Genomic DNA, 17,892 nt, shown 5'->3' with positions numbered 1-17,892 from the left:
GAATATTACCGCCTGCAAGGGGCCGAATTTTCACGGACGCTGCCCGGGAACGGACGATCAGGCCGCTTCAAGTTCCTGCGCACACTGAACAAGCAGCCCGGCCACATAATCCATGAAGGATCCCCAGGCCTCGACCACGAAGGCGTCCGGACCAATCCGCCAGATCATCACCGGCGCTTTATGAAAGAGGGTGCGCGTCACTGTGCCGACAGGAAAGGTTTCCTGCGAAAGGTCGACGAAGATACCGGTGTTCAGCAGCCATGCAGCCTTCTCGCCGGTGACTATCACCGCTTCCGAGCGGTCGGAAACATCCACCAGCGCATGCGGCTCATTTCCGAGTTTGCTGCCGATGCCGGTGATCACGGCCTGAAGGTCCTCTTCAGGCGCCAGCAGGGTCCATTCATCCGGACCCATCCAGAGAGCGGCCCGTTTGGCGGTAGTCTCGCTGGTCAGGGGCTTGACGGGGAGGGGAACCCCGAAAGCGGTTCCGGCTTTCTTGAGGGAGGCCGTGCGCGCCCGGAAGGAGAACCGCGCGAGCGGAGCGACCTTCAAAATGGACACGCTGGCCAGGCCGAGAAGAGGGGGCTCGCCCGCGTCGGGCGTGATCAGGTCGCTTGCCAGAAGATCAGACATCGAGCCGAGCTCCTTCCTTGTCGTAAAACACCGTGCCGGTGACCTCGACCGGGATGCTGCCTTCCGGCATGGGCACATAGAGCGCCTTGCCCTCAAGGGCGTGGCCGTTCTTGACGATTGCCAGAGCGATCGAGCGATCGAGCGCCGGGCTGAAATAGGACGAGGTCACGTGACCTTCCGCCGGTGTTCCGGTGGCCGGATTTTCCAGGGTCGTGACCTGTGCGCCTTCCTCCAGCTTTATCTTCGGATCCTTTGTCAGGAGCCCGACCAGTTGCTTGCGGTTTTCAGCCTTGAGATCCGGCCTCTCGAGCCCCCGCTTGCCGACGAAGTCGAACTTCTTCTTGCCGATGGCCCAGGTCATGCCCGCGTCCTGAGGGGTGACTGTGCCGTCGGTGTCCTGGCCGATGATGATATAGCCCTTCTCGGCGCGCAGCACGTGCATCGCTTCGGTGCCGTAGGCGACTCCGTCATGCTTTGCGATCTCTCCGGCCAGGGTGTCCCACATCATCTTTCCGTGGCGGCGGGACACGTTGATTTCAAACCCGAGTTCACCGGTGAAGGAAATGCGGAACAGGCGGCAGGGAACGCCGCAGAACGTGGCTTCCCTGACGCTCATGTGCGGCAGGGCTTCGGCCGACAGGTCGATCCCTTCGATGAAGGGGGCAATCACCTCGCGGGCCTTGGGCCCCTGAACGGCGGCGACGGCGTACTGGTCGGTGGTGGACGTAATCCACACATCGAGATCCGGCCATTCCGTCTGCAGGTAGTCCTCCATGGTCGCGAACACGCTCGGCGCGCCCCCGGTGGTGGTCGTGACATGGAAGCGGTCATCGGCAAGGCGTCCGATGACACCGTCGTCGGTTATGAAACCGGCATCGTTCAAAAGCAGGCCATAGCGGCAGCGCCCAGGAGCAAGCTTCTTCCACGGGTTGGTATACATCCGCTCCAGAAACTCGGCTGCGTCCGGTCCGACCACTTCGATCTTGCCGAGCGTGGACGCATCGAACAGGCCGACGCTTTTACGCACGGTCCTGCATTCCCGCTCCACGGCAGCGTGCATGTCCTCGCCGTTTTCAGGGAAATACCAGGCGCGTTTCCACTGGCCGACATCCTCGAAGAGGCCGCCTTTTGCAACCACCCAGTCATGCGACGGTGTTTTTCGGACCGGGTCGAAGAAATCGCCGCGCGATACACCGGCAAACAATCCGAAGGTGGTTGGCGTGAAGGGCTGGCGGAAGGTCGTCAGCCCCACGTCCGTGAGGGGCTTGTCCAGCGCACCGGAGGCAATCTGAAGCGCATTCATGTTCGAAAGACGGCCCTGGTCGGTCGCCATGCCGGTTGTCGTGTAGCGCTTGATATGCTCGATCGACTGCATGCCCTCGCGCACGGCGAGTTTGACGTCCTTCGCCGTGACGTCGTTCTGATAGTCGACGAACGCCTTGACGCGCGACGCATTGCGGTCATGGGGGAGGGCACCGAGCGTGCCACCACTTCCGGCTTCTCCGCCGCTCGTCCGGCTATGGGTAATCGTGGCGGATTTTCCGGTTGCCGCCCGGGCGGCGCCTTCTCCGGCAGCGTAGCCGTCCGCGAGGGACGCCTGCAAGCCGTACAACCCGTTCGCGGCGCCGGTGGAGCGCTCTTTCTGGACCGACTTGCCCGGTACGAAAGCGCCTGCCTCTGCGTCCCAGACGACCTTGCCGCGCGACTGGGAGAAAAGACTGACGGTCGGTGTCCAGCCGCCGGACATGAGCAGGGCGTCGCACTCGATCTGACCGCCTGAAGCGACCTGACCGGACGTCATCAACCTGCCGAGAAGCGCCGCCTTGATGCGTTTGCGGCCCAGGGTGCTCGTGATCACGCACCCGGCTTCGACCCGGATGCCGCGTGCGGCGGCTATGGCAACAAGGCTTTCAGGCGGAGATTCGCGAAGATCGATAATCCCCACGACTTCCACGCCATGATCGGCAAGATCGAAGGCTGCCTGCCAAGCGCTGTCGCATGCCGTTGCGACCAGAACCTTGTGCCCGACCTTCACGCCGTAGCGGTTGAGATAGGTGCGTCCGGCGTCCGCAAGCAGAATTCCGGGCCGGTCGTTTTCCGGAAACACCATCGGCCGTTCGATGGCGCCGGCGGCAATCACGACTTCTTTGGCGCGCACCTGCCACAGGCGCTCGCGTGGCAGTCTCGGGTCGGGATCTGCAAGATGTTCCGTCACCCGTTCGGCGAGCGCGACAAAGTTATGCGCGAAATATCCGAATGCGGTGGTGCGGGGCAGCAGTGTAACATTGTCCATCGCGCCAAGTCTGGCGATGGCTTCGGCAACCCAGACAGCCGGGTCCTTGCCGTCGATGGTCGCGCTGCTTTCGCTCAGAAGCGACCCGCCGAACTCGGCCTGTTCGTCGCACAGGATGACCTTGGCGCCTGTCTCGGCAGCGGCGAGGGCCGCCGCCAGACCGGACGGTCCGGAACCGGCAATCAGCACATCGCAATGGGCGTAAAGATTGCCGTAGCTGTCGTGATCCGGGTTTTTAGGCGGTTTGCCCAGTCCGGCCGCCGCCCGGATGATGGGCTCATAGACCCTGTCCCAGAAGGATTTCGGCCACATGAAGGTCTTGTAGTAGAAACCGGCCGGAAAGAGCGGCGACAACAGGTCGTTGACCGCGCCGACATCGAAGCCGAGTGACGGGAAACGGTTCTGCGATATGGCTTTCAGACCATCGTAGAGTTCTACCTGCGTTGCCCGCAGGTTCGGCGTCTGATCGTCCTTGCGGTAGACGCCTACCAGCGCGTTCGGCTCCTCCGAGCCGGCTGTCAGGATGCCGCGCGGCCGGTGGTACTTGAACGAACGGCCGACCAGGTGGACGCCGTTTGCAAGCAGGGCCGAGGCAAGCGTGTCGCCCGCATGGCCGTGCAATTCCTCGCCGTCAAATGTGAAGGTGAGTTCCTCGGCGCGGTCGATCCGCCCGCCTTTTTCAGTCCGGAACGGCTGGCTCATTTGCCTGCCTCCCTGGCCAGTGCTTCAAGATCCGGCTTTGCTTCGCCCGTCTTGTAGATCTTCAGGAATTCATCGCTGACCGTGTCGCGAACGGCGTTGAAGAACCGTCCGCAGCCATGGATATGGCGCCAGCGTTCCGCGGCGATGCCCTTGGTGTTGGAGCGCATGTAAAGGAACTCCACCCAGTCGTCGTCGGTTGTCTTTTCCGGATCGGATGGCCGCGCTATATGCGCTTCGCCGCCGCAGCGGAATTCGGTTTCCGCGCGCTCGATCTCGCAATAGGGACAATAAATCAGAAGCATCTCGGCATTTTCCCTAATGGGCCACGGCGGCCGCGGCCGCCTCGTCGATCAGGCGTCCGGTGCGGAACCGGTCGATGGTGAACGGCGCGTTGATCGGATGGGGCTCGTCCCTGGCGATGGTATGCGCGAAGACGTGACCCGATCCGGGCGTGGCCTTGAACCCGCCCGTTCCCCAGCCGCAATTGACGTAAAGCCCGGGCACCGGCGTTTTTGACAGGATCGGCGAGCGGTCCGGCGTGGTATCGACGATACCGCCCCAGTTGCGCAGCATGCGCATACGGCGGAAATGCGGGAAGAGTTCGCAGATCGCGTCGATGGTATGATTGCTGATATGGATGCCGCCGGTCTGGGAGTAAGAGACATACTGGTCCGTACCGGCCCCGATCACCAGTTCGCCCTTGTCCGACTGGGAAATATAGGCGTGAATCGTATTGGACATCACCACGCACGGAAACGCAGGTTTGATCGGCTCGGAGACGAGCGCCTGAAGCGGAAAGGATTCAAGCGGCAGGCGAACCCCTGCCATTTCCATGACCACGGATGTGTGCCCGGCAGTCACCACGCCGACTTTCCCGGCCTTGATGAAGCCTTTCGCCGTTTCGACCCCCTCGACGGACCCGTCCTGGCTTCGCCGAATGCCGGTCACTGCGCAGTTCTGGATGATGTCGACGCCAAGGGCATCGGCGCCGCGGGCATATCCCCAGGCGACCGCGTCATGGCGCGCCGTGCCGCCAACCCTTTGCAGGGCCGCGCCCAGCACCGGGTATCGTATGTTCTTCGAAATGTTCAGGGGCGGGCAGTAGTCCTTGGCCTGCTCCGGGCTCAGCCATTCGTTCTGAACTCCGGCCAGCCTGTTGGCGTGGATATGTCGCTGCGCGACCTGAACATCGTGAATCGTATGCGCCAGCATCATCACGCCGCGCGCTGAATACATGACGTTGTAATTCAGTTCCTGGGACAGGTTCTGCCACAGGCCGATGGCGTGATTGTAAAGCGCGGCGCTCTCTTCCCAGAGATAATTGGACCGCACGATGGTCGTGTTCCGGCCGGTGTTCCCGCCGCCGAGCCAGCCTTTTTCAATCACCGCCACATTGCGGATGCCGTGTTCCCTGGCGAGATAATACGCTGTTGCCAGCCCGTGCCCGCCGGCGCCGACGATAACCACGTCGTATTCAGCCTTGGGTTCCGGGGACCGCCACTGGCGCCCCCAGTTCTGATGCGCTGAAAAGGCGTTTTTCGCCAGTTCCAGGAAGGAATAACGCTTCATAAAGCAGCGGCTCCGCGCGTTGCTGGCCGTCTTTCCCTGTCGCCCAGGGATCGGCGGCGTCTCCAGTTGAATCTCCGTGACCCGGACCTTAGCGACAAGGACCGGGTCCCGTCCATCGCCCGGCATATTCGCGATTGCACACCTGCTTGCGTATCAGGTTTCAGTCGCATGCTTGTCAGAATACGACATGAGTGTCTAAAGCCCGCAGGCGGTTGCGGAAAGATACCGGAAATGTGGCTGAAAACCTCGATTTTCAGGAGATGGTGCCTGAATGGAAATCATTGCGCGAACCAGGCCCGAATGCGTAATTCCGACACTGAGTGCCGCAAGGGTTCTTGCAATTGACGGCCGGGCCGGTAACTCTCCTTCAAATTCTGGAATCTGGGAGATACATCCATGGAAGTTCGTGCCGCTGTCGCCGTCGGGGCCGGAAAACCGCTCGAAGTCACGACCGTGAACCTGGAAGGCCCGCGCGCTTTCGAAGTCCTCGTCGAAATCAAGGCGACGGGTATCTGCCACACCGATGAGTTCACTCTGTCCGGAGCCGATCCGGAGGGGCTGTTCCCGGCGATCCTGGGCCATGAGGGCGCCGGTGTTGTCGTTGAAGTGGGGCCGGGGGTCACGACCCTGAAACCAGGCGATCACGTCATTCCGCTCTATACGCCCGAATGCCGTACCTGCGAATACTGCCTGAATCCGAAGACGAATCTCTGCCAGGCGATCCGCTCAACACAGGGCCAGGGCCTGATGCCGGACGGCTCGTCGCGCTTCACAACGCTCGATGGCGACCCGATCCTGCACTATATGGGCACCTCCACCTTCGCCAATTACACAGTCGTGCCGGAAATCGCATTGGCGAAAATCCGCTCCGATGCGCCATTCGACAAGGTCTGTTACATCGGCTGCGGCGTTACGACCGGTATAGGCGCGGTGATCAATACCGCGAAAGTGGAAATCGGCTCGCGGGCCATCGTTTTCGGCCTCGGCGGCATCGGGCTGAACGTCATCCAGGGCCTGCGGCTTGCCGGTGCCGACCAGATCGTCGGCGTGGACCTCAACGCGGACAAGAAACCGATGGCGGAGCGATTCGGCATGACCGATTTCGTCAATCCGTCCGAGGTCGACGGCGATCTGGTTGCCTATCTGGTGAACCTCACCAAGGGCGGCGCGGACTACACCTTCGATGCGACCGGCAATGTGAACGTCATGCGGACGGCGCTGGAAGCGGCCCACAAGGGCTGGGGCGAAAGCATCATCATCGGCGTCGCACCCGCAGGCGCGGAAATCTCGACGCGGCCGTTCCAACTGGTGACCGGACGGTCCTGGCGCGGAACCGCCTTCGGCGGTGCGCGCGGCCGCACCGACGTGCCCCGGATCGTCGACTGGTACATGGACGGCAAGATCGAGATCGATCCGATGATCACCCACACTTTGCCGCTCGAAGATATAAACAAGGGCTTCGACCTGATGCATTCGGGTGAATCGATCCGTTCGGTCGTGCTTTACTGATCCTTCGGTCCGGGCCGGCCCCGGCGTCGGTTGCAGGCAGGTGATCCGGCGGTCGGGGATAGGGGCCGGCATTCCAGCCGGGCCTCGCCGAGAGGAGACCCTTCACTCGAAGGGAATGCCGTCTGCGTTGAATTTTTCGAAAGTTGGAAGTTGAGGACCATGAAAACGATATCCGAAAACAAGGCTTTCGGCGGCACTCAGGGCGTTTACAGCCACATGTCGGAGGCCTGTAACTGCGAAATGACTTTTGCAGTCTATATGCCGCCGCAGGCAAGTAACGGCCCGGTGCCGTGCCTGTGGTATCTTTCTGGCCTCACATGTACTCACGAAAACGCAATGACCAAGGCCGGGCTTCAGGCACACGCTGCCGAATTCGGAATTGCCATTGTCTTTCCGGACACCAGCCCGCGCGGTGAGGGTGTGGCCGATGACGAGGCTTACGATCTGGGGCAGGGGGCCGGTTTCTACGTTAATGCGAGCGAGCCGCCCTGGCAGGCCCACTTTCAGATGGAAACCTATATTGCCAGCGAATTGCGCGATCTCGTGACCGAGAAATTCGAGGTTTCCGTCCACCACGGCATCACCGGGCATTCAATGGGCGGTCACGGCGCCCTGACACTGGCGATGAAATATCCGGGGCACTACCAGTCTCTTTCCGCCTTCGCACCGATCGCCAATCCCGTTGCATCGGATTGGGGCCGCAAACAGCTGGGTGCCTATCTCGGCGGCGATGAGAGCGGTTGGGGCACTCACGACGCCTCAATGCTGTTGAAGGACAAGGGATGGAGCGGAGATATCCTGATCGATCAGGGGGCGGACGATCAGTTCTATGACCTCCTGAAACCGTCTTCCCTGGTCACCGCGCTGGTGGACACGAAAACCACGCATGAATACCGGCTCCAGCAGGGCTACGACCACTCCTACTATTTCGTCTCGACCTTCGCGCGCGACCATGTCGCCTGGCATGCGGAGCGGCTGAAAAGCAGCAGGTCCTGAAGCTCTTGCCTCATACCTGCTGCGTCCCGGCATTCCTGAGCGCGAGCTTTTTCGCGTAGGGCGTGTTGCGGAAGCTTTGCGGCAGGCGCAACTCGCCGAGCATGTACCATTCCTCCACATGATCGAGGACGACCGGCTCGAAGACCCGGTTGAGGTCCCTGATGGTGTCCGGAATTTCATAGGCGGACTGCGCTGCGGATCGTTTTATGGCCGGGAGGATGACAAGTTTGAACCGGGCCGGACCTGTACGGGTGAGGTAGGTCGGAACGAGTGTCCCCCCGCAGGCATTTGCAATTTTGATGGCGACGACAGCGTTGCCCTTGTCCGGCAGCTTCCTTCCGAAGAGTGGCAGGTGGACCTGCTTGTCGCGAACCTCGTCGATGAAGATGGTCATGGAGTATCGCCCGGTGGTCATCAACCGGCGAAGAAGGTAGGCACTGCGCTGGCCGGGCGGGAACAGATACTGGTTTCTTTCCTTGCGGATCGCATGAACGATCCGGTTCTTGAAACGGTTCGGCTCCGGTTGAAAAGGCCCGATGCTGGGACCGGTCAGGTTATCGTGGATGGCGACGAACAGGGCTTCCCATGTGCCAAGATGCATGGACGTGAAAATCAGTGGGCCACCGGCATTTCGCGCGGCTTCGAGGTTTTCGATGCCTTCAACAGTTATATGAGAGTTTTTCCATAACCTGTTGACAATGCTAAATTCTGAAATGCTCCGGCCGATATTCTGCCACCATCTGTGAAGTCCGGCTTCTTCGTCCGCCTCGCTCTGCCACCTGCCGCGCGTCAGTTCCGAGAAATTGCGTTTGATGCGGTTCGGGAAGAGTTTGTTACGGTAGGACCAGCGCACCAGCGGTGTGAGCGCCTTGCCGAAGCCGGACACGAAGTCCGGAGGGCAATGTTTCAGGGCGGAGTGGAAAATGGTGTTGAGTAAGCCGTCCTTGCTGTGACGGATCCAATAGAGCCTGGCCTTGTCGCGCAGCTTCGGATCCTGTGACAGCAATGCGCTTATCGGCGGCGCGGCAGGCTCCGTCGCGAGCGTCTCCGCAAAGGGAATATCTTCCAGCCTGTCCGGTTTTTTCATGTCCGCCGGGGATGAAGGGTCATGGGCAGATGGTCACCGGGGCGCAACGTCAACCGGGCGACCGGCTGGACATCCGTGCCCTCCTTCAGCTTGAGGTCGAAATTCTGCGCAAGGATGGCGAGACTGAGTATGGCCTCCGTCATGCCGAACTGCAGCCCCGCACAGATGCGCGGCCCAATGCTGAATGGCACATACCCGTATTTGTTGGGCTTTTTGGCCTTTGGATCGAGAAACCGCTGCGGATCGAACACATCGGGTTTCGCCCAGAGCTTCGGACTGCGGTGTATCAGCCAGGGCACCACCATCACCAGCGATCCCTTGGCAAACCGCTTGCCGCCGATTGTCGTGTCGGCCATGGCTTCGCGCGCAAGGATCGGAACCGGCGGATAAAGCCGCAGGGTCTCTTCCACCACGGCTTTTGTATAGGGCAGGTTCGCCACATCCTTGAAGGTCGGTGTTCGCCCGGCGAGTACCGTGTCGAGTTCGTTCTGCAGCTTTTCTCGTGTCCGATCGCACTGGGAGAGCAGGAACCAGGCCCAGGCGAGTGTGTTGGCCGTGGTTTCATGACCGGCCATGAAGATCACCGCAGCTTCGCTGCGGATGGCGTCCCGGCTCAAGGGATTGCCTTCGTCGTCGCGAGCTTCAAGAAGACCGCCGATGACAGAGGCTTCGCCTTTTTGTTTTTGCGCGTCGTAGCTGTCGATGATTTCATCGAGCACAGTCATGATGCGTTTGACGGGTTTCTTGACGGACCGCCCGCGGATGCGTGGCAGCCATTCGGGCAGGCCGAAGAGGGAGAACAGATCGATCTGGTCGATGTGGCGCTGATATTCGGAGAAGCCCTGAACCACCTCGGCGGCATAGTCCTTGCCGAGCTGGCGGCCGAAAATCGTCCGGCTGATGATTTCCGCTGTCAGATGGGCCATCTCCGCCAGCGCATCGACCTCCGCGCCGTCGCCGAGCTTTTCCCAGTCGGCGCGTTTTTCGTCGATCGTGTCGATCATGATCGGGGCGAAGCCCTTGACGCGCGAGCCGTGGATGATCGGCGCGACGATCTTGCGGCGCTTCGCCCAGGTTTCCGTGTCGCTGATGAACAGGCCGTCGCCGAGCAGCGGTTCCAGCGCATGCCGCATCTGCGGGCTTTTGCGCTGCAGGACTTCGTGATTTGCCTGGAAGGCTTCGCGCACCACATCCGGCCGGTTGCAGATCACAAGGTCGCGGGTGAAGATCCTCTTGCTTCGGAGGCGGCTCTGAAAATCATCGAGGCCCCAGATCGACAGGAAATTCCGTTTTGCCAGGCCGATAAGGGTCCAGACCGGAGGCATCTGTTCATGGCGGAACGGATACGGCGGTACGTATTCCTTTACCGGAGAAGCCTTGGGCTTTCCGACTTTCTTGGCACCTTCAGGCTTGGGCACAATCACAGTCACAAATGAATTCCAGATCTACAGGTCATGGCCGGCTCAATCTGCTCTCATGGAAGCGAAAAAGCCGGTTGAGAAAATGTATATGAGCATCTTGTCCGTGTTCGTCCGAACCCGGACGGTCCGCGATTCCAGTTCGCTCGCTTTTAATCACTTGGGTCTGACACGTAAAGCACTGAGCGCGAGCACTAACCAGCCCAGGATCACCATCATGCCGCCAATCGGTGCGGACATGGAAAACAGCCTTTCTTCCAGAATGACGCGTGCGAACATATCACCGCAGAAGAGGATCAGCCCTGCGGTCATGAGAAGCATGACCACGGGCAGGAACAGCACCTTGCGAATCTGCGAGAGAATGCCGAGCCCGAGAAACACCGGCGCATGCAGCAAAAGCAATTGCGCCGCAGTTTGCAGCAGCGACGACGCGGAGGCGTGCGCGGACATGGCCAGACTTATGACGCCAAGAGCGCCGGCAAGACCGGACAGGACGAGGCAGAGGCGCAGGAGCGCCGAGGTAGGCGCGCCCGCAACGGACTGGCTTTCATAGTGCATCGGTTTCATCGAGCGCTCCCGTCAGGCGGCAAAGCCGCGTTTTTCCAGAAGTGCATCGATTTTCGGCGCGCGTCCCCGGAAGGCCACATAGGCTTCATCGGGGTCCTGGCGCCCGCCGGCCGAATAGATGTGGGTCAGGAGCTTTTCCGCCGTTTGCGGATCGAAAGCGTCTCCCTTTTCCGTAAAGGCCCCGAAGGCGTCCGCATCCATCACCTCTGACCACATGTAGCTGTAGTAGCCGGCGGAATATCCGTCACCGGAAAACACATGCTGGAAGTGCGGGATACGGTGGCGCATCGTGATTGCCCCCGGCATGCCGATCGTGTCGAGCTCCCGGCGTTCGAATTCTGCGATGTCGAGTCCCGACGGATCGTCCAGCAGGTGCATTTCAAGATCGAGAAGCGCGGACGAGATATATTCGACCGTCTCGAAACCCTTGTTGAAATTGCTGGCAGCCAGCAGCTTGTCCAGAAGCGCCTTCGGCATCGGTTCGCCGGTCCTGTAGTGAACCGCGAACCTGGAGAGGATTTCCGGTTCCGACAGCCAGTGCTCGTAAAGCTGCGAGGGAAGCTCGACGAAATCGCGCGCGACGCTGGTTCCTGAAATGAACGGGTAGGTCACATCGGACAGCAGGCCGTGCAGACCGTGGCCGAATTCGTGGAACAAAGTGCGTGCATCATCGAACGTCAGCAAGGTGGCTTCACCCGGCGCGCCTTTGGAAAAATTCATCACGTTGACGATGATGGGCGTTACCTCGCCGTCCAGCTTGTGCTGGGACCGGAAGGCGCTCATCCAGGCACCGGAGCGCTTCGACGACCTGGCGAAATAATCGCCCAGGAAAAGCCCGACATGCCTGCCGTCTCTTTTAACCTCGAACACGCGAACGTCGGGATGATAGACGGGCAGGCCCTTGAGTTCTTCGAAGGTAAGACCGAAGAGGCGGTTCGCGGTGTCGAAGGCTGCCTCAATGATGTTGTCGAGCTGCAGGTACGGCTTTATTTCAGATTCATCCAGATCATGCTCGGCGTTGCGGACCTTTTCGGAATAGAACCGCCAGTCCCAGGCTTCGATCTTGTGGTTTTCGCCCTGGTTCTGGGCCATTCGAGAAAGCTTGGCTTCTTCCTCGTGCGCCTGAGATACGGCGGGTGCCCAGACCCTGGTCAGCAGGTCGCGCACGTTGCCGGGTGTTTTTGCCATCGTGTCATCGAGTTTGTACGCGGCGAAGGTGTCATAGCCGAGGAGTTTCGCCTTTTCGGCCCTCAGCGCCAGCGTTTCCTTGATGATCTGCCTGTTGTCGGTCTCGCCGCCGTTCTCACCGCGCGCGCTCCACGCCTTGAAGGCTTCCTCACGCAAACTCCTGTTGGTTGAAAACTGCAGGAACGGCTCAATGGACGAGCGTGAAAGGGTGATGACGTGCTTGCCCTCCAGGCCGCGTTCTTTAGCTGCCTCGGCCGCGGCGCCAAGCAGGAAGTCGGGCAACCCGGCGCGATCCTGCTCTGTTTCCAGGACAAGCTGATAGTCGGATTCATCCTTCAGGATATTCTGGGAAAACTGCGTGCCAAGGGTCGCAAGGCGCTGGGAAATTTCCGCCATCCGGGTTTTGCCCGCTGCATCGAGCCCGGCACCGGCGCGCTGGAACATCTTCCGGTACCGCTCCAGTACCCGCAATTGTTCTGCGTCCAGCTGCAGGGTTTCGCGCTGCTCCCACAGGGCCGCAACCCTGTTGTAGAGCTTTGCGTTCAAGAGCATGTCCGAGGAATGTTTGGCCAGCTTCGGCGAGATATCGCGTTCTATTTTCTGAAAGGCGGCGCTGGTGTGGGCGCCTGTGAGATTGAAGAACGTCCGCGCGACCCGTGAGAGCTGCTCGCCGGATTTTTCCAGAGCGACGATCGTGTTTGCGAAGGTTGGCTCGGCTTCCTGATTGGCGATCTCGTCGGTCTCCTTGCGGGCCGTCGCCATCGAGACATCGAAGGCCTCTTCGAAATGAACCGGTTCGATGTCGCTGAACGGCGGCAGTTCGAAAGGTGTTGTCCAATCGGCAAGCATCGGATTAGCGGTCATGGGGATCCTCTGGAATGACTGACAAGCCGGATATTTCAGATCCGGGTATTTCAGATATGGTGCGGGAAGGGAAGGTTCACAGCCTGTCCGCGATATAAATCCAGGCGCATACTCGCGCAGCTGCGATGTGCCGTCGGTTTGGCGGGGTCCGTCACCACATGCTTTTTGCCGCGCGTTCAGGCCAGGCGTCATCATAAGCCTTGCCGTCAAAGCTGTCCCTGATTTCATGCATGATTGTCCCAGGGGTCGGCAATTCGCCCTTGGAGACCTGGGCGCCGGCGTCCCACAGACGTGCGCGCATGATCGCTCGTGCACATTGAAAGTAGACTGTAGCGATAGAAATGACGATCACTGAGCGCGGCTGCCTGCCTTCCTTTTCGAAGCTGGCAAGCAACTCCGGATCGACAGAAATCTCAGCTTCGCCGTTGATACGCAGGACGTTGTTCCAGCCTGGGATGATGAACATCAGCGACACGCGGGGATCGCGGACGATGTTGCGCAGGGAATCGATCCTGTTGTTTCCCTGCCGATCCGGCAACAACAGTGTGCGGTCGTCCCGGACGCGGACGACGGCCCCTTCATCGCCACGCGGAGAGCAATCAAGCCCTTCGGGGCCGCAGGTTGTCAGGGCGCAGAAGGGCGCGGCTTCGACAATCCTCCGGTAAGCGGGACTGAGGTGGTCGATCTCTTTGACGAGGGAAGCTTCACCGGGTTCGCCGTAATGTGCATGCAACTGGTCGAGAGACGTCAGAATGGTCATGTTTGAGGTGGCCTCTTGCGGGGAAATCCGTTGGGATGCGGAGCGGTTGCGACCATATCTGTGCGTCGCTGTCAGCGTCAATTTCTCTCGCGGATGCAAAATTGCGGGCGCTGCGTAAAACTTTCGTCTAATTCGGGGCGCGTGGCAGCGTTTTTCCTGCCGTTGGCTTGAAGTGTTGCGCCGCCGAAAGTATTTCTACTAAGTGCATGTATAGAAAAGATAATAATAATGCTGCAATGCAATATAAATTGGCAGTGTCTGACCGTGTTTACTTCGAAAGTCTAATGAGCTGGCAGACGATGCGCGCCGATAGTCGTATTGCTGAATTGAGGTTCATTTTTTTACAGTCCCCGCAGCTTGCAATTTTGGCGCGGAGGAGCCGGAGTTCCGGACGGGGAACAGCCAGGATTGCTTGCGGCTGAACAGCCACAGCAGGCGTGTCCGAGGTGGACCGCCGTGCCTTTCTGGGAGGAAAGTATGAGCTTGATTCGTAAACCCCTAAACCGCCGTTCAATCCTGCGCGCCGGTGCAATGGGTGGTGCTGCCCTGGCAACGCCGACCATTTTCACAAGCGGTGCATGGTCCGCGGGCTATCTGAACGAGCCGACAGGGGCAGAAGTCGTCCTCGGCTTCAACGTTCCGCAGACCGGCGCTTATGCCGATGAGGGTGCCGACGAACTGCGCGCTTATCAGCTCGCCGTGAAGCACCTGAACGGTGAGGGCGACGGCGGTCTCCTGAACACGTTCTCGTCCAAGGAACTTAAGGGCGGCGTAAACGGCAAGAAGGTCGCTTATGTGACCGGCGACACGCAGACCAAATCCGATGCCGCCCGCGCATCCGCAAAGCGGATGATCGAGAAGGACGGCGCGGTCATGATCACCGGCGGTTCGTCCTCCGGTGTGGCTATTGCCGTGCAGTCGCTCTGCCAGGAAGCAGGCGTCATCTTCATGGCGGGCCTGACCCACTCCAACGACACCACGGGCAAGGACAAGCGCAAGAACGGTTTCCGTCACTTCTTCAACACGGAAATGTCCGGCGCGGCTCTCGCACCGGTGCTCAAGAACAACTACGGCACCGATCGCAAGGCCTATCACCTGACCGCCGACTACACCTGGGGCTGGTCGCAGGAAGAATCGATCAAGAAATACACCGAAGGCATGGGCTGGGAGACAACCGCTGCGGTTCGCACCCCGCTCGGCGCAGGTGATTTCTCGCAGTACATCACTCCGGTTCTGAACTCCGGCGCCGATGTTCTGGTCCTGAACCACTACGGCAAGGACATGGTGAACTCCCTGACCCAGGCCGTCCAGTTCGGTCTGCGCGACAAGCAGGTCAACGGCAAGGACTTCGTCATCGTCGTCCCGCTCTATTCCCGCCTGATGGCGCAGGGTGCCGGCGAGAACGTCAAGGGGATCTTCGGATCCACCAACTGGCACTGGTCGCTGCAGGACGAAGGCTCGAAAGCCTTCGTGAAATCCTTCGGCCAGGAATACGGCTTCCCGCCGAGCCAGGCAGCCCACACCTGCTACGTTCAGACTCTGCTCTATGCGGATGCGGCGCAGCGGGCCGGAACCTTCGATCCCTGCGCGATCGCAGCGGCTCTGGAAGGCTTCGAGTTCGACGGCATGGGCAACGGCCCGACCCTCTACCGGGCCGACGACCACCAGTGCTTCAAGGACGTTCTGGTTGTGAAGGGTAAGGAAAACCCGACCTCGCAGTTCGACCTACTGGAAGTCGTCGAAGTGACCCCGCGCTCCCAGGTTGAGTATCCTGCGGAAATGCTCGGTGGTGAGCTTGGTACCTGCAACAACGGTGCCTGATGCATGAATGACGGCAGCCGCCGGTGCCTACCAGCCGGCGGCTGCCGTTCTTTTTGGAGCATCTCGTTCACTGTCACGGAACGCAGGATGCCTCCGGCTCAACTGTTTCTTGTGGAATCGTGGAAATGCGGAATAGTTGGCCGATCCCGAAGTCTTGAAACAATCCGCGATTAGCTGAACGCAGATTGTTTCAGATCAACCCGTTTTCTTGTGAAATGGTGTAAAAGCGAAATAGTTAATCGACCCCAAGGTGTTGAAGCAATCTGCTTCATCAACGCAGGTTGCTCCAGGCAAAAAGCGGCAGAACAATGGATGTGATTCTTCTACAATTGCTCAACGGGCTGGATAAGGGCGGCGCTTACGCGCTCATCGCTCTGGGTCTGACCCTTATCTTCGGAACCCTCGGGGTGGTTAACTTCGCCCACGGGGCGTTGTTCATGCTGGGTGCCTTTTGCGCGGTTACCTTCAACAAGCTGCTCAGTCTGGAAGTCGTGACAATGGATCCGACCAAGACCACGGCCTGGGGATCGCCCATGGAGATCCGGACGCCCTATGTCGAGGCGATGCTGGGGGATTTCGGCACTTGGATGCTCAATTACTCCGTGCCCATGTCCATACTGCTTGCCGTGCCGGTGATGCTGCTGATCGGCTTCATCATGGAACGGGGCCTGATCAAGCATTTCTATAAGCGTCCGCATGCGGACCAGATCCTCGTGACCTTCGGTCTGGCGATCGTTCTCCAGGAGATCATAAAGGCGATCTACGGCGCCAACCCGATCCCGCAGTCAGCGCCTGAGCTGGTGCGCGGCGCGGCCGATATCGGGTCGATATTCGGTTTCGATCCCGGCGTTATCGTCTATCCCTACTGGCGAATGGTCTATCTGGCTTTTGCCGGTGCCGTGATAGCCGCTGTTTTCGCTTTTCTGCAATTCACCACCTTCGGAATGGTCGTGCGCGCCGGCATGGCGGATCGCGATACGGTCGGTCTTCTGGGCATCAACATCGAACGGCGCTTTACGGTCGTCTTTGCGATCGCCGCCGTGGTCGCCGGGTTGGCCGGGGTCATGTACACGCCGATCCTGCCGCCGGACTATCACATGGGCATGGACTTCCTGGTCCTCAGCTTCGTTGTCGTTGTTGTCGGTGGTATGGGTTCGTTGCCCGGGGCAGTCGCGGCCGGCTTTCTGCTCGGCATCCTGCAATCCTTCGCTTCCATGAACGAAGTGAAAGCGATCCTGCCCGGCATCGATCAGATCATCATTTATCTCGTTGCAGTGGTCATTCTACTCGTGCGTCCGCGCGGGCTGATGGGCCGCAAAGGCGTCATGGAGAACTAAAAACATGACAAGTAAAACGTCTCCCATGCGCGACTGGATCTTTTTCGTCGTGTTCGCCATAGCGGTTCTCACCATGCCGATCTGGCTGGCGCCGGTCGGTGCCGGCTACCCGGACCTGCTGCAGAAATTCATGATCTACGGTCTGTTCGCGACCGGCTTCAACCTGCTCTTCGGTCTGACGGGATATCTGTCCTTCGGACACGCTGCGTTTCTCGGGGTTGGCTCCTATTCGGCCGTCTGGACCTTCAAGCTGCTCGGCATGAACCCGGTCCCCGCGGCTTTCGTGGCGGTGGTCACATCCGGGATCTTCGCTCTGCTCATCGGCTATGTCTCGCTGCGCCGTTCGGGGATCTACTTCTCCATCCTGACACTCGCCTTTGCGCAGATGTCCTACAACCTGGCCTATTCCGTGCTGACGCCGATCACCAACGGGGAAACCGGCCTGCGGGTTTTGCGGTCCGACCCGCGTCTGTTCGACTCCTCGAACGCGGTGGACGGCCCCTTGATCGCCAACCTGTTCGGCATCGAGATGACCGGCTACGCGGGCTTCTATTTCTGCGCGATCGTTCTGTTGATTGCCTTCTTCATCGCTCAGCGGATCTTCCGTTCGCCCTTCGGCATCATGTTGCGGGCCGTGAAGACCAATCAGAATAGGATGAACTACACGGGCCTTAATCCGCGTCCCTACACCCTGGCGGCGTTCGTGATTTCCGGAATGTATGCCGGTCTGGCCGGTGCCCTGCTGTGCATCACCGACCCGCTGGCCGGGGCGGAGCGCATGCAGTGGACGGCGTCGGGCGAAGTGGTTCTGATGACCATTCTCGGCGGTGCCGGTACCTTGCTGGGCCCGATTTTCGGTGCAGCGCTGATCAAGTACTTCGAAAACATCTTCTCCGCATTCAACGATCAGACCCTGCATGAGATTTTCGGGTTCCTGCCTGATTTCCTCGAAGTGCCGGTCGTCGCGGTGACCAGTCTGTTCGTCGGTGAAGGCTGGCATCTGACCCTGGGGGTCCTGTTCATGCTGATCGTGATCTTCCTGCCTGGTGGACTGATGGAAGGCTTTTCCAGAATCGGGCGCCTGTTCAAGCGCTCTTCCGGGAAGTCCGATTCAAGCGGTGCCGCCGCGCCAGCCGAGTAAGGAAAAT

14 protein-coding genes are annotated in these 17,892 nt (G+C 60.0%); 5 read left to right on the top strand and 9 right to left on the bottom strand.

The features are described 5' to 3' along the window. Positions 1-57 precede the first annotated feature (57 nt). The 4 genes from Q1B40_RS11110 to Q1B40_RS11095 are packed head-to-tail and all read right to left on the bottom strand — an operon-like array spanning position 58 to position 5,197. Positions 58-633: a sarcosine oxidase subunit gamma gene (locus Q1B40_RS11110; RefSeq protein ID WP_299813888.1), complete on the bottom strand. Its 576-nt coding sequence runs from the start codon at positions 631-633 to the stop codon at positions 58-60. Beyond that, positions 626-3,628 (bottom strand): sarcosine oxidase subunit alpha family protein, encoded by a 3,003-nt coding sequence (locus Q1B40_RS11105; protein ID WP_299813885.1) that lies wholly within the window; start codon positions 3,626-3,628, stop codon positions 626-628. The genes Q1B40_RS11110 and Q1B40_RS11105 overlap by 8 nt, the downstream gene beginning before the upstream one ends. Next, positions 3,625-3,930, bottom strand: a complete 306-nt coding sequence (locus tag Q1B40_RS11100; protein WP_299813882.1) for a sarcosine oxidase subunit delta — start codon at positions 3,928-3,930, stop codon at positions 3,625-3,627. The genes Q1B40_RS11105 and Q1B40_RS11100 overlap by 4 nt, the downstream gene beginning before the upstream one ends. 13 nt (positions 3,931-3,943) lie before the next feature. Beyond that, positions 3,944-5,197, bottom strand: coding sequence for a sarcosine oxidase subunit beta family protein (locus Q1B40_RS11095; protein ID WP_299813879.1), 1,254 nt, complete (start codon positions 5,195-5,197; stop codon positions 3,944-3,946). Between the two features lie 396 nt (positions 5,198-5,593). Between Q1B40_RS11095 and Q1B40_RS11090 the strand changes: the two genes are divergently transcribed. Both Q1B40_RS11090 and fghA read left to right on the top strand, forming a co-directional pair. Then, complete coding sequence (locus Q1B40_RS11090) at positions 5,594-6,706, top strand: S-(hydroxymethyl)glutathione dehydrogenase/class III alcohol dehydrogenase (protein ID WP_299813876.1); 1,113 nt, start codon at positions 5,594-5,596, stop codon at positions 6,704-6,706. A gap of 159 nt (positions 6,707-6,865) precedes the next feature. Beyond that, entirely contained in the window at positions 6,866-7,702 is an 837-nt protein-coding gene (gene fghA, locus Q1B40_RS11085) for an S-formylglutathione hydrolase (protein ID WP_299813873.1), read from the top strand. A gap of 10 nt (positions 7,703-7,712) precedes the next feature. Here fghA and Q1B40_RS11080 read toward each other — a convergent pair whose 3' ends face one another. From Q1B40_RS11080 to Q1B40_RS11060, 5 genes are all read right to left on the bottom strand, one after another. Further along, positions 7,713-8,789, bottom strand: a complete 1,077-nt coding sequence (locus Q1B40_RS11080) for a lysophospholipid acyltransferase family protein (protein WP_299813870.1) — start codon at positions 8,787-8,789, stop codon at positions 7,713-7,715. Next, positions 8,786-10,219, bottom strand: coding sequence for a cytochrome P450 (locus tag Q1B40_RS11075; protein ID WP_299813866.1), 1,434 nt, complete (start codon positions 10,217-10,219; stop codon positions 8,786-8,788). The genes Q1B40_RS11080 and Q1B40_RS11075 overlap by 4 nt, the downstream gene beginning before the upstream one ends. A 144-nt stretch (positions 10,220-10,363) precedes the next feature. Further along, the gene (locus tag Q1B40_RS11070) at positions 10,364-10,774 is read right to left on the bottom strand and encodes a DUF423 domain-containing protein (protein ID WP_299813863.1); all 411 of its coding nucleotides are present in this window, start codon (positions 10,772-10,774) and stop codon (positions 10,364-10,366) included. Between the two features lie 12 nt (positions 10,775-10,786). Further along, positions 10,787-12,826 carry a M3 family metallopeptidase gene (locus Q1B40_RS11065; RefSeq protein ID WP_299813860.1) on the bottom strand — a complete coding sequence of 680 codons (2,040 nt, stop codon included), beginning with the start codon at positions 12,824-12,826 and terminating at the stop codon, positions 10,787-10,789. A gap of 151 nt (positions 12,827-12,977) precedes the next feature. After that, positions 12,978-13,586 (bottom strand): pyridoxamine 5'-phosphate oxidase family protein, encoded by a 609-nt coding sequence (locus tag Q1B40_RS11060; RefSeq protein WP_299813857.1) that lies wholly within the window; start codon positions 13,584-13,586, stop codon positions 12,978-12,980. A gap of 477 nt (positions 13,587-14,063) precedes the next feature. Between Q1B40_RS11060 and Q1B40_RS11055 the strand changes: the two genes are divergently transcribed. From Q1B40_RS11055 to Q1B40_RS11045, 3 genes are all read left to right on the top strand, one after another. After that, positions 14,064-15,407 carry a substrate-binding protein gene (locus tag Q1B40_RS11055; RefSeq protein ID WP_299813854.1) on the top strand — a complete coding sequence of 448 codons (1,344 nt, stop codon included), beginning with the start codon at positions 14,064-14,066 and terminating at the stop codon, positions 15,405-15,407. Positions 15,408-15,715: 308 nt separating this feature from the next. Beyond that, complete coding sequence (locus Q1B40_RS11050; protein ID WP_299813851.1) at positions 15,716-16,744, top strand: branched-chain amino acid ABC transporter permease; 1,029 nt, start codon at positions 15,716-15,718, stop codon at positions 16,742-16,744. A 73-nt stretch (positions 16,745-16,817) separates the two neighbouring features. Continuing rightward, positions 16,818-17,885, top strand: a complete 1,068-nt coding sequence (locus tag Q1B40_RS11045; protein ID WP_299814905.1) for a branched-chain amino acid ABC transporter permease — start codon at positions 16,818-16,820, stop codon at positions 17,883-17,885. The last annotated feature ends 7 nt before the right edge of the window (positions 17,886-17,892 follow it).

This window comes from uncultured Roseibium sp., assembly GCF_947496995.1.
Classification (GTDB): Bacteria; Pseudomonadota; Alphaproteobacteria; order Rhizobiales; family Stappiaceae; genus Roseibium.
The sequence above is the reverse complement of the archived record's forward strand: the minus strand, read 5'-3'. Positions and strand labels throughout refer to the sequence as shown.